We start from the raw sequence: 14,925 nt of genomic DNA on the forward strand, positions 1-14,925 counted from the left end.
CTGTACCGGGCTTTGAAGAAATCAGGGTTGAAAAAATTGAATTTTTTGAGCGGATTTGGGAGATGTGGCATTGAAATAAAGATGTTTAATTTCAGATATTTGTTGTTTTAATAGATAAAAATTGAAGCGAAAATTGTTTTGGCCCGCCCTTTGCTAATTAGAAAATAACTTCCTCTTTTTGCCAAAATCGGCCCCCGCACCTAACGGTCCGGGGGCCGATTTTGTTTGATCTCCGGAAAATGGCCCCCAGCCTCGATGAGCGGGCGGGTTCACGCAAATTTCCCCCCATAATTTTTTGTACCGACCGTTCATGGCCAACGCGTTGGAGGCTTGAATCCTTCGCGAAAAAGGGGACTTGCGCTTTTGCGCGCTGCCCTGGTCACAAATCCGGGCAGAGGATTTTCAAGGCGTCTTGATTTCTTTTGTAACGATTCTGCGTAGCCTAGTTTCCCCGCTTCAAGTCCCGGACAAATGGTGCTAGGCAAATTTGAAGAGAATTGGCATAAGAAAGGAACGAGGATGCCATGCACAAACCCCGGTCATTCACACGCGTCTGCACACATTGCGGTTCAACGGTTGCGCAGAGGAATCCTTTCCCCACGGTGGACATTGTTCTCCACCGCGACCCACAAGGGATCCTGCTCATCGAGCGGGGCAACCCTCCATATGGATGGGCCTTGCCCGGCGGGTTCATCGATTGCGGGGAAAGCGCCGAGCAGGCTGCCGTTCGCGAGGCGCAGGAGGAAACCGGACTTGCCGTGCGCCTGACCGGATTACTTGGTGTCTATTCCGATCCTGATCGCGACCCGCGTTTTCATACCCTGAGCGCGGCCTACACGGCGGAGTGCGACGATGACGCAATTCCTTGCGCCGGAGACGACGCCAAGAATGCCCGTTTTTTCCCCCTGGATGCATTGCCGGACGATATTGCCTTTGATCACCGCAGAATCATTACTGATTTTGCCAAGAAAATAAGCAGGAGCGCATGATCACACCGCCCCACGACATTGTTTTCCTGACTTCCGAAATTTATCCGTTCTCCAAGTCCGGAGGATTGGCCGACGTCATGGGCATTTTGCCCCTGACCCTGTCCCGCATGGGAGTGAACGTGGCCGTGATCACGCCCTTCTACGGCCGGCTGTCCACGGGTCAATACCCCGTGCACCTGGTGCAGGAGAACTGCCCGGTGGGCTATCCATGGGCCGACACCACGGCAGACATCTATCTGGCCGACTATCACGGCCTGCCCGTATATTTCATCGAGCGCGGCGAATATTTCGACCGCCGTCAGTATTACTGCACGCACAAGGGCGATTATTTCGACAACTGTGAGCGGTTCATCTTTTTCTGCCGCGCAGCCCTTTCCGCCATCAGGCATCTCGACATGGGTGCTCGCATCGTCCACGCCCAGGATTGGCACGCGGGCCTCGCCATGGCCTACCTGGCCTTCTGGCGGCGCACCGATCCCTTCTGGACGGGCGTGCGCACCGTCATGTCCATCCACAATCTGGCCTATCAGGGCCGTTTTTCCTACCGACTGTTCGAGCAGTCAGGCCTGCCTCTGGAAGCCTGGAACATGGAGGGCGTGGAGTTCTACAACAGTTTCAACCTGCTCAAGGCCGGGATCGCATACGCCGACAAGATCACCACGGTCAGCCCCAGCTATGCCGCCGAGATCATGACCCCGGAATTCGGGTGCGGCCTGGAGGGCATCCTGACCCGTCGCGCTGCCGATCTGGTCGGGATTTTGAACGGTGCGGATTATTCAATCTGGAGTCCCGAGAACGATCAGGTCCTGGAGTGCACCTATTCGGCTGACAAGCCTGAGGGCAAGGAAGACTGCAAAAAGCATCTCATGGGCATGCTGGGCCTGTCTCCCGAGTTGGCCGATAGGCCTTTGCTGGGTTTCATCGGACGCCTGCGCGGCCAGAAGGGCATCGACATCGTGCTCGACATCATTCCCAAACTCATGAAGCTAAATGTGGGGCTGGTGGTTTTGGGCGAGGGAAAGGCCGAGTTCGAGGCCAAACTCATGAGCATCATGGAGGACTACCCTGGCAGAATCGTGGGTGTCATCGGGTATACGGAGGAGATGTCGCATCTCATTCAGGCCGGGGCTGACATCTTTCTCATGCCGTCACGCTACGAGCCTTGCGGACTGACGCAGATGTACAGCCTGAGCTACGGCACTCCGCCCGTGGCCACCGCGGTGGGCGGCCTCAGGGACACCATAACCCCGTACCCCAGTTCCGGGGCCAACGGGTTCATTTTCGCCGATCCCACCCCGGAAGCGCTTTTGACCACTGTGCGCAAGGCGGTGCGGGTCTGGGAAGATCGGAGCGCCTGGAAAGAGGTTCAGGTCAGCGCCATGCAGACACGCTTTTCCTGGGAGAATTCCGCACGTAAGTATATGGATGTTTATGCATCTCTGCACGGAGATCTTTTAGAAACATGGAGGAAGACATGAGTATTGATAAAAAATACCTGAAAACAAAGGATATTTGCAAGGTCACATTTCATCTGCCAGCTGATGGCACGGGTGGGACCGCGACGGCTTTTCTGGTTGGGGAGTTCAATGACTGGGCCATGCACTCGCTGCCCATGAAAAAGCTCAAGGACGGCTCCTTCAAGCTGACCGTCGATCTGCCAATCGGAAACTCGTACCAGTTTCGCTACCTGCTCGACGACGACCGCTGGGAGAATGACTGGAGCGCGGATTCCTATTGCTACAGCGAATACGGCAATTGCGAAAACTCTGTTGTTGAAGTGTAGCTGATAAGCAGAAATCCTTACTCGATTATCGCTTGCGCATTGCTTTTTGAGCGCAAAGTCCGTAATTTCTGCCCCTGTTTTCATACATTTTTCAGTACAAGGAGCAGACTATGGATGCGCAACAACCCGCCTATAAGGATATTGCGCCCCGTTTGCGGGGGCTGCGGGACGCCATGGATTTGAGCGAGGAGGATATGGCCGCGCAAGTGGGCGTGACGTCCGCTGATGTCCTCGGGTACGAGTCCGGAGAGCAGGAAATTCCGGTCAGTTATCTTTTCAACGTGGCCCAGGCCTTTCAGGTCGACCTGACCGTGCTCATGTCCGGCAAGGAAGCCCATCTGCACACCGCGTCCCTGGTCAAGAAGGGCAAGGGCATGAGCGTGGAGCGGCGCAAGGACTATGACTACAAGAGCCTGGCCTACCGCTTCGTCGGCCGCAAGATGGAGCCCTTCGTCGTCACCGTCCCTGCCAAGGACAAACACGCCCTGACCTTCAACGAGCATCCCGGACAGGAATTCATCTATGTCCTCTCCGGCAAGCTCGAAATCACCCTCGGTTCCACGGTTCATGTCATGGAGCCCGGCGACAGCCTGTATTTCACCTCGCGTACTCCTCACGCCCTGCGTGGTATGGACGGCCAACCGGCCGAGTTTCTGGATGTGATTATCTAGGGTGCGGACCCCCACTGTTCGCACCCCGCAAGCCGTCATCCCGGAAAATCAATCCAACACCATCGGAGTACCCATGCATACAAAACTGCGTCCTTCGTCTTATGAAGAGTTTCAGGCATCCTTTTCCCTGACCATCCCGGACAAGTACAATTTCGCCTTCGACATGGTCGACGCCGCCGCAGCAGCAGACCCGGCGCGTCTGGCCATGGTCCATGTGGACGACGCCGATGTGCGCTGCGAATACACTTTCGGTTATTTTTCCGAGCAGTCGAGCCGCCTGGCTGGAGCGTTAAAAAGCCTCGGCATCGGTCGCGGCGACAAGGTCATGATCATCCTGCACCGCCGTGTCGAGTTCTGGACCGTCATGCTCGCCCTGCACAAGCTCGGGGCCCTTGGAGTGCCGTCACCGGCGCTGCTGACCGCCAAAGATATCACCTACCGGGTCAATTTCGCTTCCATCAAGGGCGCCATCGTCGACACCTCCGTGCGCGCCACCGTGGAGGCGGCCAAGCCCGATTGCCCGAGCCTGACCGTGCAGGTGCTGGCGGGCATTGCGCAGGCTGAAGGCGACTGGCACAGCTTTTCGCAAATCGTCGCCGACGCGGCGCCCACATTTCCCCGCCCGGCCGACGCGGCCTGCGGCGAGGACCCGGCGACCATCTTCTTTTCTTCCGGCACCACAGGGCACCCCAAGATGGTGCTGCACAATTTCAACTACCCCTTCGGGCACATCATGACCGGTTCCTACTGGCACGACATAGAGCCCGGCAACCTGCACCTGACCCTGGCCGACACGGGCTGGGCCAAGTCCACTTGGGGCAAGTTCTACGGGCAATGGCTGGCCGGGGGCGTGGTCTTTGTCTGGGATTTTAGGGGCAAGTTCGAACCGGCGAGGCTCCTTAAGGTCATCGCCGACCACAAGGTCACCAATTTCTGCGCGCCGCCCACGGTCTACCGGTTCCTTATCCGTGAGGATCTGGAAGCTTACGATCTTTCCGCGCTGCGCCATTGCACCACGGCGGGCGAGCTCTTGAACGACAGCGTGTTCGAGACCTGGGTGGAGAAAATGGGCATGCCCATCTACGAAGGCTACGGGCAGACCGAAACCACCCTGCAGATCGCCACCTTCCCGTTCATGAAACCCAAGGCCGGCTCCATCGGCAAGCCCTGCCCCGGCTGGGACATCCGCCTCCTGGACGAGAACGACGAACCCTGCCCCCCCGGCGTGGAAGGGGAGATCTGCATCCGCATCGACCCCGAGCGGCCCGTGGGCCTCTTCTCCTGTTACCTGCAGGACGAAGCCAAGACCGCAAGCGTCATGAACGGCGGCTTCTACCGCACCGGCGACAAGGCCTGGATGGACGAGGACGGCTACTTCTGGTTCCTGGGCCGCATCGATGACCTCATCAAAAGCTCCGGCTACCGCATCGGCCCCTTCGAGGTCGAAAGCGCCCTCATCACCCATCCCGCCGTGGTCGAAGCGGCCGTGACCGGCGTGCCCGACCCAGACCGCGGCCAGGCCGTCAAGGCCTCCATCACCCTGGCTGCAGGCTACGAGCCCTCGCCGGAACTGACCAAAGAGCTGCAGAACCACGTCAAGAAAGTGACTGCTCCCTACAAATACCCGCGTATCATCGACTACGTGAAGGAACTGCCCAAAACCATCAGCGGCAAGATCAAACGCGCTGAAATCCGGGCCAAGGACGAGAAGTAGAAGGGAGAGCGGGGCGCCGCCCCGCATCCCGCAAGGGGCTCGTCCCTTACACCGGGTAGGGGGATTTATTTTGAGGCCATGCGTGATGCGTGGCCTTTTTTAAGAGTATTAATGTCGAGTAAGCTCCGATTTATTTAGATATGTGTCTTTTTTTCAGGGCTGGCGAATTCCCTGCTGTTCGCAAATTTTCAGCGCCCTGCGGCAGTCCCGTGCTGTGAAAGCCAGTCCAGGTAGAGTTTTTCCCAAAACGGTTCGCCGGAAGATTTTGCCCATTGCACGCGACGAATGGCCTTGCGGTGCAGATCCTTGGATTCCGTTGCGATCTTTTCCAGCTTTTCCAGCGCATGCTGCGCCAGTTCAGGCTTGCCTGCTTTCTGGGCCGCCTTGAGCAGCTGTATGTAGCGCACCTGGCTCGGGTGATAATGCGCCGCCAGGGTTCGGATGTGCAGGGCTTCCTGAAAAGAGCGCTGCGCATCGAGCCATCCTGCCAGAAGATCGTAACCTTTCTCCCACAGGGGTTCGCGGTCGAGCATGTCCAGCCACAGGCGTGGATTGTCGCCATTGGCCTTGGCGTCAAGCGCTGTCGCACGCTCGGGAGACAGGCAGACGGAGGCGAGCAGCCATTCGTTGAGACGGATATCGTAGCCGTCGCCAAGCGCATGATGGTGGATGTCGGGGGTCAGATTCTGCCCGTGTCTCGACAGCAGCAGCGCGGAATTGGGCTGGTCGTTGTCGAAACGTCCCACGGTCTGACTGGTATGGTGGTAGACGGTGCTTTCCGGGACGCAGCGAAACCGGTAGCCCTTGGCGCCAAGGGTCAGACAAAGGTCAATATCTTCGCAGCCGTTTTTGTAGCCTTCGAAGAAACCGCCTGCGTCCATGAAGATTTTTTTGGGCATGCACAGCGCCGCCGCGGTGATGGCTTTGGGGTGTCTTGAGGCAAAGATCAGTGGGTGTACGGCGGGAAAATATTCGTAAAGGTGCTCCACCTGCGCTCCGGGCAGAAAGGCAATGCCCAGATGCTGGACCAGATTGCTGCCCGGATAAAGGAGCAACGGGCCGACACCGCCCAGGCTTGCATCCTCGTCCAGAGCTTCAAGCAACGGCGGAAGCCAGTTGGGAGTCAACTCCGTGTCGTTGTTCAGGAATAAGAGCGTTTGGGATGCGGCCGCATTCGCGCCGAGGTTGCAGGCATGGGCAAAGCCATGATTGAGGTCGCAATGGATTGCTCGGAAAGAATCGCCCCAAAGTGATGCCCCCAATGCGTCTAGCTCTTCTCGGGTTTGATCCGTCGACGCGTTGTCGACGACGATGATTTCGATATTCTCCGCTGTGTGCCTGCGTAACGAATGCAGGCACGTCGAAGTGAATTCCCATTGATTGAACACAGGGATTATGATGGATGCTCTGCTGGGTTGTGTTGGCATTATCAAAGGTGTCCGGAATTTGTGTAAGCGGTTCTGTTAAAGACTTTTCACCCTGTCTTTAAACGGGGCACTGAATCTGATCAACGCGGTCTTTCAATCTTGAATCAGCAAGGTCCACTTTCGACTGATGTTTTGTAAGGCCAGATAGAAGCGCTTGGCAAGAGCGTCATCGCTAGGGATCGATCTCCAATTTTTAGTGATCTTAAATTTCTCGGTGGGATCAGGAGCAGAGGGACGAGGTGAGAGTCTGGTTGATTCGGAGTGATTTGATGGATCCAAAGAAATGTCGTTTTGAGCCGTGGCCTTTATTTTGCTAACCGGACAGCATGACTTCAGTTTCAGTCAAATTTCAGTCCGGGAGGCAGGGGGGGGCATGAAAGTGTGGATTTTCTATCCGCCCCTGGGGGTCATGTCCGGCGGGTGCATGGTGCTCTTACAGATCGCCCGGCAGTTGCAGAACCTGGGCCGGCTCGGGGGTATTCTGTATTGGGAAAATCCTCCTGTCGGGATTGAATGCCAGGGCCTGCCGTGGGTCAGGGCGGGCGAGGCAGGCATGAAGGAAGGGGAATCCTACGTGGTCCCCGAGGGCTGGCCCAACGCCCTGGTGCTGGGTCTGAAGCGCGGATGCAGGACCCTGGTCTACTGCCAGAATTGGTCCTATCTCTTTCATGGCCTGGAGCCGGGAGTGCACTGGCGGGATTTGCCTGTGGAGTTTATAGCAGTGTCAGGCCCCGTGGCCTGGCACATGGAACAGGTGCTGGGCGAGCGCCCGCCGATCATTCGCCCGGCCTTGGACTCCGGGCTCTTCCACCCCCCTGAATCCAAGCCCGGCGGAACGCTCCGCATCGGCTTCATGCCGCGCAAGAACAAGGCTCTGGCCGAACAGATCCGGCGTATCTTCGAGGAGCGCAACCCCAAGGCCCAGGTGCAGTGGGTGCCCATCCACGGTCTGGACCGTCCCGGCGTGGCCGAGACGCTGCGTTCCTGCCATGTTTTTCTGGTTACGGGCTTCCCCGAAGGCTGCCCGCTCCCACCCTTGGAGGCCATGGCCTGCGGCTGCCTGTGCGTGGGTTTCACCGGCTTTGGCGGCTGGGATTACATGCGTCAGATCGAGATGCACGGCTATGCGCCGCATGGGTATGCGCTGCGTGATGTGCTCTGGACTGGCAACGGCTGGTGGTCGGCGGACGGGGACGTATTGGGCGCTGCGCTTGGATTGGAGCGGGCCATGGCCGTGAAGAGGACTGGAGGATTGGTGCTATCGGCAATTGGACAGAATGCTCAGCGTACAGTCGCGGCCTATGGGCAGGCAGATCAGTTGGGGGAGTTGGTCAAGCTATGACCGTCGAGAACGCAAGACTGTTGACGGTCATTCTGCACTATGGAGCGGTGCGGACTACGGCTCGTCTGCATGCGCAGCTTCAGACGCAGTTGGGCGGGAGAGATGTCCGCGTGCTTGATAACGCCGCCCCGGAACCCTATCCGCAGGCGTGGAAGCGGGTGGCCGGGAACACATACTGGGCCGGAGCGCTGGCGCATATGCTGGAGCAGGCCGCCTCCGAAGGTTTTTCGCATTTATGGTTTTTGAACAACGATATCGTGTTTTTGCGGAGCGGTCCCGTCGTGGGTTATGCTTGGCATCGATTGCAGCAGATTGAAAAGCGCATCGGCAGGGTGGCCGTGTATTCTCCTGCAGTAAACGTCAATCCGTATCACAGGCATATGGAGTGTCTGGCCGGAGGGGATTTTCGAACCGTGGCGTATATGGACGGCATCGCGCCGCTCATTTCCCTTGCATACTGGCGCGAGGCCGGACTCGACTGGTCGGACAACCCTCTGGGCTACGGAGTGGATGTGATGTTTTCTCTGCCTGCCCCGGGTCTGGGCTGGGGCCTGGCCGTGGACCATACCCTGGTCATGCGTCATCATTATCACGAAACCGCTCGTACCATACCCGGTTTTATGGACGAGGCCGCCCGGCAGGAGCATGCTTTCTTGTCCGCCCGGCTAGGGCCGGATCATCGGCAGATTTTTAACCGACTGAGCCTTGAATATTCGGAGTACTGAAATGGATGCATTCGCTGTCACGTGGAATCTTCTGCCCGAGTCCGTAAAACGGGGGCTGCTCGTCGGCAGCGAGGGCAAGTTGCATCTGATGCATCTGGCTCAGGAACTGCTTGTCGGGGCTCAGGCCCAGTCAGGCGGCACGCAAGGAATATTTCTGGACCTGGGACTTGATCTTTTGCAGGCCGCCTGGAGCAAGGATCCGCTTGACGGGCAGATTGCGGCCCAGCTTTTGAGCCTCGATGAGAAGTGGCCCCGCGTGAACGCCAGGAACAAGGCTTTGCTGCGACACGTGGCGGAGAGATGGCGCAAGCCCGATGACTTGCGTTACTATAGCCGTCTGGCTGAGAGTCGAGATACCGAGAAGATCAGGCGATTTCTGCTGACCCAGTTCGGCAAGGACCAGGGCAATCTGTACTGGTGGCAGCAGGCTCTTACGTTGGGAATGTTTGAGCAGGATCAGGAACTCCTTGGGTTCGTGCTGCGTCAGGACTGGTCCGGACTTGAACCCTGTCGCAAGCTCCTGGCCGGAGACGTAACCTGGATTTCCGGGCAACAGGACGCCGCCTGCGGATCCTATGGCAAGGCCTTGGGCTGGGACGCGTTCTGGCGGCGGGCGGAGCGGATGTGGGCCGGGGGGCGACAGGACGAGGCGCGCGCCCTGTGGCGCGACGCCCTGTCTCAAGCGCCCTGGATGGTTGGGGAAACGCTGCGCCTTTTCGATGTCAGGGAGAATTCAGGCAGCCGCCGGGAAAGATTGGATGGCAAGGTAGCCATCGCCCTCTACTCTTTCAACAAGGCCGCGGAGTTGGATGTGACATTGGAGAGCCTGTTCGCCTCGGACATTGGCGATAATCCCGTCTGGGTACTGGACAACGGAAGCACGGATGGCACCGCCGCTGTACTTGCCGCGTGGCAGGACAAGGCGGGGGCGCGGTTGCACCGCATTTCGCTGCACGTCAACATAGGGGCCCCGGCGGCCCGGAACTGGCTCATGAGCGTGCCTGAAATCCGCGAGTGCCGGTGGATGGTCTATCTGGATGACGACGTTGAGTTGCCCGGCGATTGGCTGGGCAGGCTTGGCGTGGCAGTGCAGGCCTATCCAGAGGCCGGGGTGTGGGGCTGCAAGGTGGTCGATCATGCCCAGCCCGGCGTGCTGCAGAGCGTGGATCTGCATCTGTTGCCGCCCCTTTTCGAAGAGGCGGAGCAAGGGAATCGGCGCTTCAAAGTTTCGGATTTGCAGCATCAGACCCTGGATTTCGGGCAGTTCGATTACATGCGGCCCTGCGCCTCGGTCACGGGCTGTTGCCATCTCTTCCGCATGGACCGGTTGCAGGAGAGCGGCGGGTTCGATCTGCGCTTTTCGCCTTCCCAATTTGATGACCTGGAACATGACATCCGCCTCAACATGAACGGCAGTTATGCCGTCTATCAGGGTTTCCTGAGTATCCGGCACAAGAAGCGGACAGGCAAAAGCTCGTACACGAGTACCCCGGAGTTCGGCAATGCGTTGGGTAACATGCACAAACTGCAGATGAAATACTCCGCAGAGGAATACGGCCGGATTATGGCCTGGGAGTCCGAGGTGTTGCTTCGGGATTTCATGAAGAAGCGCGACAGGGTCATGCGCTGGCTGACCGAGGGGGACGGATGAAATACGTGATCATCGGCGCTGGTCCTACGGGGCTCGGTGCGGCGCACAGGTTGCTTGAACTCGGCGAGAGGGATTTCGTGATCCTGGAAAGGGACGGCCATGCCGGCGGGTTGGCCGCGAGCTTCAGGGACTCCGCCGGCTTCACCTGGGACATCGGCGGGCATGTGGTGTTTTCGCGCTACGAGTACTTCAACAGCCTGCTCGACGACCTGCTCGGGGGCGAACGGCTCGAACATCAGCGCATCGCCCGGGTACGCATGGCCGACACGTGGGTGCCGTACCCGTTCCAGAACAACATTCGCCATCTTCCAAGGGAGCTGGTTTGGGAGTGTGTGCAGGGACTGCTCCGGGAGCGTTCTCCGCAACTCGCTAACTTTAGCGACTGGATCGACTACGTTTTCGGGGCAGGCATCGCGCGTCTTTTCATGCGGCCTTACAATTTCAAGGTCTGGGCTACTCCGCCGGAACTCATGCAGTATTCCTGGATCGGCGAGCGGGTGTCCGTGGTCGATCTGGAAGGGGTGCTCAAGAACCTCATTCTTGGTCTCGATGACGCGGGCTGGGGGCCGAACAACACGTTCCGCTTTCCTCTACACGGCGGCACGGGTGACATCTTCAACCGTCTGGCAGCCAGCGCGGGGGGGCATCTACGGCTGAACGCCCACGTTGTGCGGGTGGACCTTGAAGGGAAGACCGTGGAACTCGCCGGCGGGGAGCGGGTGGAATGGGAATATCTTCTGAACACCGGCCCTCTGGACAGGCTCGTTCAGGACTGGATCCGGCCCGAATCCGACGAGTTGCACCGCGCCGCAGCCGACCTGGAGCATAACAGCGTTTTCGTTTCCGGTGTGGGCGTGGACGGGTTGCGCCAAGATCCGACGTGCTGGATGTATTTTCCCGAGTCGAACTGTCCGTTTTACAGGGTGACGAATTTCCACAACTATTCGCCCAATAACGTCGCCATGCCGGGCAGCCAGATGGGCTTCATGAGCGAGGTTTCTTCGTCCAGGCGCAAACCCGAGAATCTGGGAGGGATGCAGGACAAGGTCATCGACGGCCTCAAGGAGACGACCCTTGTGCGGGCGGATGACGCCATCGTCTCCACGTGGGAGATGAACGTTGATTACGGCTATCCGGTGCCGACACTGGGCCGGGACCGGGCTCTTGGCGTGTTGCAGCCTTGGCTGGAAGAACGTCGGGTCTTTTCGCGCGGACGCTTCGGCGGCTGGAAGTACGAAGTGGCCAACATGGACCACTCCGTCATGCAGGGCGTGGAGTGGGTTGAACGGATGGTGCAGGGACGGGAGGAACGGACGTACCGGATTGGGTGAAGCCCGCCGCTGCTTTCTGCAGATGCCGATAGTTTTCGATGCTTGGAAAGAATTGACTGCGCTGGAACAATCCTTCCAGGGCCAGGGCGGCGTTTGCGAGCAGCCCTTACCCGTCTTCCGAAACGCGAAGGTTCATAGATTCTCCAAGTCCCGTGTCTTGGCCAAGAGGTCGTCCCAGAGCAGTTTGCGGTTAATGCACAGCAGTTCGGCTTTTTGTTCCGGGGTGTATTTGGAATTGAGCTTGAGCAGATTGCCCTGGATGTGACCCTGCTTGGCGTCGCTGTCGGCCTGGCTCAGGCTCGACCGCTGGCAGTGCCTGATGGCCGTCCGGCCGGCGTAGAAAGCGTGCCCGCTGCCCAGCGCGTTGCGCAGGTCCAGTTCGAAGTCGTCGAATTGCGAGGGATTGAAGCGCAGGTCGAATCCGCCCAGTTCCTCCGCACGTTCGCGGTCCAGCAGATGGCAGCACCCCGTCACGGACAGGCAGGGGCGGGTGTACTCGTGCAGGCCGAGATCCAGTTCGCCGCACCCGGCGTTGGCGATCAGGAATTCCCCGTCCGGATCGGGCGCGAGCAGGTTGACGTCAGCCACCTGCACGGTACGACGCGGCGACTGGTCCATGATGCGGCATCCGACGATGGTGCCGCGCGGCGAGCGTCGGGCGTGCGCCGCGAGTTCGCCGAGCCAGTCGGGCGGCAGGAGGACGTCGTCGTCCACGAAGGCGAGTCTGCGGAAACGGCTTGTTTCTGGATGCCGGAGCAGCCAGTTTCGAGCTCCCGGAGCGCCGATGTTCACCGGCAGGCGAAAACTCTTCAGACGCTCTGCGAACAGTTGTGCGGAGGCCTGCACGACGGTCGGCGTGTGGTCCGCAGACCCGTTGTCGAGGATCAGGACGGATGCCGCACCAAAGGAGCTCTCCGCCAGGCTTTGCAGGGTTTTTTCCAGCAGGTCGGCATTGTTCCAGGAGTAGATCAGAACCGCGGTGTCGGCATTGGGCGGGGCCGGGGCGGTTTTCGGCACAAGCAGGTCGTGGAGCTTGAGGGTCAGGTTGGGGTGCCAGGGAATCTCGCGCCAGAGCTTCTGCAGCAAAACTGTGCCGGCCCGGTCACCCAGTCTGAGCAGGCACTGCGCTTCCAGAAGGCTCCGTATCCAGCGGAACTCTTCGGGCAGGTTGCGGATTGTCAGGATTGCGGATTCCGGGAGAGCGTAGCAAAACGCAAGCAACGCCTGCAGGTGGAGACACACAGGGTGATTGTCGGGAAGAGTGGTCGTTTCGAGCACCATCCTTGCGCGAGCCTCGTCACCCAGTTGCATGAAAAAAAGGCAGGTTTCTCCCAGCCACGTGGAATGCCCCGAGGTTGCGCCGTGCTTCATCCACAGTTCGGCGACAGCATCTGCCCTCCCCTCCGCGATGGCCAGGATGGCCGGGACGAAGTGCTGATTGACGTGAGATTGTTCCAGAGTCCAGGCGGGGAGGGGGGACTGGGTGGACAGCTTTGCCAAGGCCGAGGCAGTGTCGATGGTTTGCCGGTCCCATGGAAGAAACTGCCAACGCCAGAATGCCAGATTGTGTCCCAGTGCAAGGAAATCCGCAGTCTGGGGAAGACCCAGAAGGCTGCCCATGTGACGAAGCATGAGCCTTCGCCCGGCCAGGCCCGTGGGCCATTCAGGGAGGAGGTCCTTGAGTCGAGTCAGGAGATTTGAGCCTGCTTCCCTCATTGCTCGCTTTGCTCCGCCCAGAACTTACGGCAGTTGTCGGGCAGTAGGTCCCACGCCTTGGCTAAGCAGTCCTGCCAGTGTTTCTCCTCCACGGCCCGGACCTTCTCGTCGATGTCCCGCAGTTCCCTGCCCGTGAACTTGAACTCCATCTTCATGTGGTTGCCCCAGACATGCCCCCAGGCAGCTTCCGTCTTGGGCGCCGTGCGTCCTGCGTCCTGCATGTGCACCACTTCCACGCGTCCGTCGTAAAGAACTTGTCCTCCGTGTTTCCAGATCTGGATGTCGCGTTCGAGGTCGTCGACTTGCGAGGGAGTGAAGCGCACGTCGAAATCCGGAACGCCCAAACGGGCGAGTTTGCGCCTGTCAAACATATGACAGCAGCCCATGACCGACAGGCAAGGGCGACGTCCGTCGTACTGGCCGAGGTCGAGATTCATGGGTGCGTTGTTGGTGAAGCGGATCTTGCGTTCGCCGGCTTCCTCGAAATAGCGCCAGATGTACTGGATCGTGCGGAAGGGATTGGGGTTCAGACCCTTTGGCCCTACGGCGCAGACCTCGGGGTGGTCGGCCATGTCCTGCAGGTACATGCGCAACCAGGAGGAAGGAAGCAGGACGTCGTCGTCCAGAAAGGCGACATAGTCGGCCTCCTGCACCTGCGGCAGCCGATACAGCCAGTTCCTGGCGGCCGGGGCGCCGATGTTGACCGGCAGGTGGATGAGTTCGACCGCGCGGCCCTGGGCCACACTGGCCACGGCGGCAGAAAATTCCTCCGGGTCGAAGGCCGTGGAGCCGTTGTTGAGCAGCGTGATTTTGGCGGGGCCTATGTCTGAGGCCAGAAGGCTGCGCAGGGTGGCGATGGTGGTTTCGAGCTTGTTGAAGCTGTAGAAGAGGATATGCACCCGGAAATCATTCGGGTCAGGCAGCGGACGGGTCAGAAGGTCCAGCTGGGCTATGCGCTCGACGAGATGCGGCAGGCTGGGTTCGAGTTCCAAGGCTCGCTGGAGGTGAAGCAGCGCTCTGTCCCCGTCCTGTCCTGCCAAATGAGCCTTGAGTGCCTCGCCCAAGAATGACGGAGGGCCGTTTTTGATAATGGCGGCATCGTCTTGTCCCAGAGCATGGAGTCCCCAGGCCAGCAACGGCAGACCTCGGTTGTCCGGGTCGTGCCCTGCAACAGCATGAACAAGCTCGGAATAACGGTCCGCAGAATTGCATGTGGCCCAGATCGACGCCAGTGCCATGTGGGTGAGGATGGGAGGAGTGTCCGTCTTTTCAGCCATGGCTATTAAAGCCTCGGGCGGTGATGCGTCGAGGATGGGCTGGATTTGTATCAAGGTCGGGCCTTGGACTGGTGCTGTTATCCATGGGGCAGCGGCTTGGTGGGATAAAGTCTGAGCCAGTCTGCTCAGGTCTGGATCGAAGGGACAGATTTCGAGCGCCTGGAGTAGAAAAGATTGCGCCAATCGGAGGCGCGCCCTGTTAGGCGTGCCGTCTAAGAGTCGTTGGGCTGCCCAGATGGCTGGTGCGGTTTCAAGAAGACTCATGACGCGTTGGAAGAAGTGGATATCCATGTGGTGCT

General features: G+C 59.2%; 12 protein-coding genes. 9 read left to right on the forward strand and 3 right to left on the reverse strand.

Annotated elements, in window-relative coordinates; genetic code table 11:
* Nucleotides 1-524: 524 nt before the first annotated feature.
* The 5 genes from CVU60_15655 (at nucleotide 525) to CVU60_15675 (ending at nucleotide 5,157) form a co-directional block, all read left to right on the forward strand.
* Nucleotides 525-989, forward strand: a complete 465-nt coding sequence (locus CVU60_15655) for an NUDIX hydrolase (GenBank protein PKN40426.1) — start codon at nucleotides 525-527, stop codon at nucleotides 987-989.
* Nucleotides 986-2,467, forward strand: a complete 1,482-nt coding sequence (locus tag CVU60_15660) for a glycogen synthase GlgA (protein ID PKN40427.1) — start codon at nucleotides 986-988, stop codon at nucleotides 2,465-2,467. The genes CVU60_15655 and CVU60_15660 overlap by 4 nt, the downstream gene beginning before the upstream one ends.
* A complete protein-coding gene (locus tag CVU60_15665) occupies nucleotides 2,464-2,772 on the forward strand; it encodes a glycoside hydrolase (GenBank protein PKN40428.1) in 309 nt (102 codons plus the stop codon). Before CVU60_15660 ends, CVU60_15665 begins: the two co-directional genes overlap by 4 nt.
* A 110-nt stretch (nucleotides 2,773-2,882) precedes the next feature.
* Nucleotides 2,883-3,443, forward strand: a complete 561-nt coding sequence (locus CVU60_15670; GenBank protein ID PKN40429.1) for a DNA-binding protein — start codon at nucleotides 2,883-2,885, stop codon at nucleotides 3,441-3,443.
* Nucleotides 3,444-3,516: 73 nt separating this feature from the next.
* Nucleotides 3,517-5,157, forward strand: a complete 1,641-nt coding sequence (locus CVU60_15675; protein ID PKN40430.1) for an acyl-CoA synthetase — start codon at nucleotides 3,517-3,519, stop codon at nucleotides 5,155-5,157.
* Nucleotides 5,158-5,345: 188 nt separating this feature from the next.
* Here the strand turns inward: CVU60_15675 and CVU60_15680 are convergent, their stop codons facing one another.
* Nucleotides 5,346-6,584, reverse strand: a complete 1,239-nt coding sequence (locus tag CVU60_15680) for a glycosyltransferase family 2 protein (GenBank protein PKN40431.1) — start codon at nucleotides 6,582-6,584, stop codon at nucleotides 5,346-5,348.
* Nucleotides 6,585-7,008: 424 nt separating this feature from the next.
* On the opposite strand from CVU60_15680, the gene CVU60_15685 reads away from it, so the two are divergent.
* The 4 genes from CVU60_15685 to CVU60_15700 are packed head-to-tail and all read left to right on the forward strand — an operon-like array spanning nucleotide 7,009 to nucleotide 11,633.
* Nucleotides 7,009-7,926, forward strand: a complete 918-nt coding sequence (locus CVU60_15685; protein ID PKN40486.1) for a glycosyltransferase — start codon at nucleotides 7,009-7,011, stop codon at nucleotides 7,924-7,926.
* Nucleotides 7,923-8,651, forward strand: a complete 729-nt coding sequence (locus tag CVU60_15690; GenBank protein PKN40432.1) for a hypothetical protein — start codon at nucleotides 7,923-7,925, stop codon at nucleotides 8,649-8,651. Before CVU60_15685 ends, CVU60_15690 begins: the two co-directional genes overlap by 4 nt.
* A gap of 1 nt (nucleotide 8,652) precedes the next feature.
* On the forward strand, nucleotides 8,653-10,302 hold the full coding sequence (locus CVU60_15695; protein ID PKN40433.1) for a glycosyltransferase family 2 protein: 1,650 nt from the start codon (nucleotides 8,653-8,655) through the stop codon (nucleotides 10,300-10,302).
* Nucleotides 10,299-11,633 (forward strand): amine oxidase, encoded by a 1,335-nt coding sequence (locus tag CVU60_15700; GenBank protein ID PKN40434.1) that lies wholly within the window; start codon nucleotides 10,299-10,301, stop codon nucleotides 11,631-11,633. The genes CVU60_15695 and CVU60_15700 overlap by 4 nt, the downstream gene beginning before the upstream one ends.
* A 132-nt stretch (nucleotides 11,634-11,765) precedes the next feature.
* Here the strand turns inward: CVU60_15700 and CVU60_15705 are convergent, their stop codons facing one another.
* Nucleotides 11,766-13,349, reverse strand: coding sequence for a glycosyltransferase family 2 protein (locus CVU60_15705; protein ID PKN40435.1), 1,584 nt, complete (start codon nucleotides 13,347-13,349; stop codon nucleotides 11,766-11,768).
* Complete coding sequence (locus CVU60_15710) at nucleotides 13,346-14,917, reverse strand: glycosyl transferase family 2 (protein PKN40436.1); 1,572 nt, start codon at nucleotides 14,915-14,917, stop codon at nucleotides 13,346-13,348. The genes CVU60_15705 and CVU60_15710 overlap by 4 nt, the downstream gene beginning before the upstream one ends.
* Nucleotides 14,918-14,925 lie beyond the last annotated feature (8 nt).

The sequence above is a fragment of the Deltaproteobacteria bacterium HGW-Deltaproteobacteria-18 genome (assembly GCA_002841885.1).
Lineage (GTDB): Bacteria > Desulfobacterota > Desulfovibrionia > Desulfovibrionales > Desulfomicrobiaceae > Desulfomicrobium.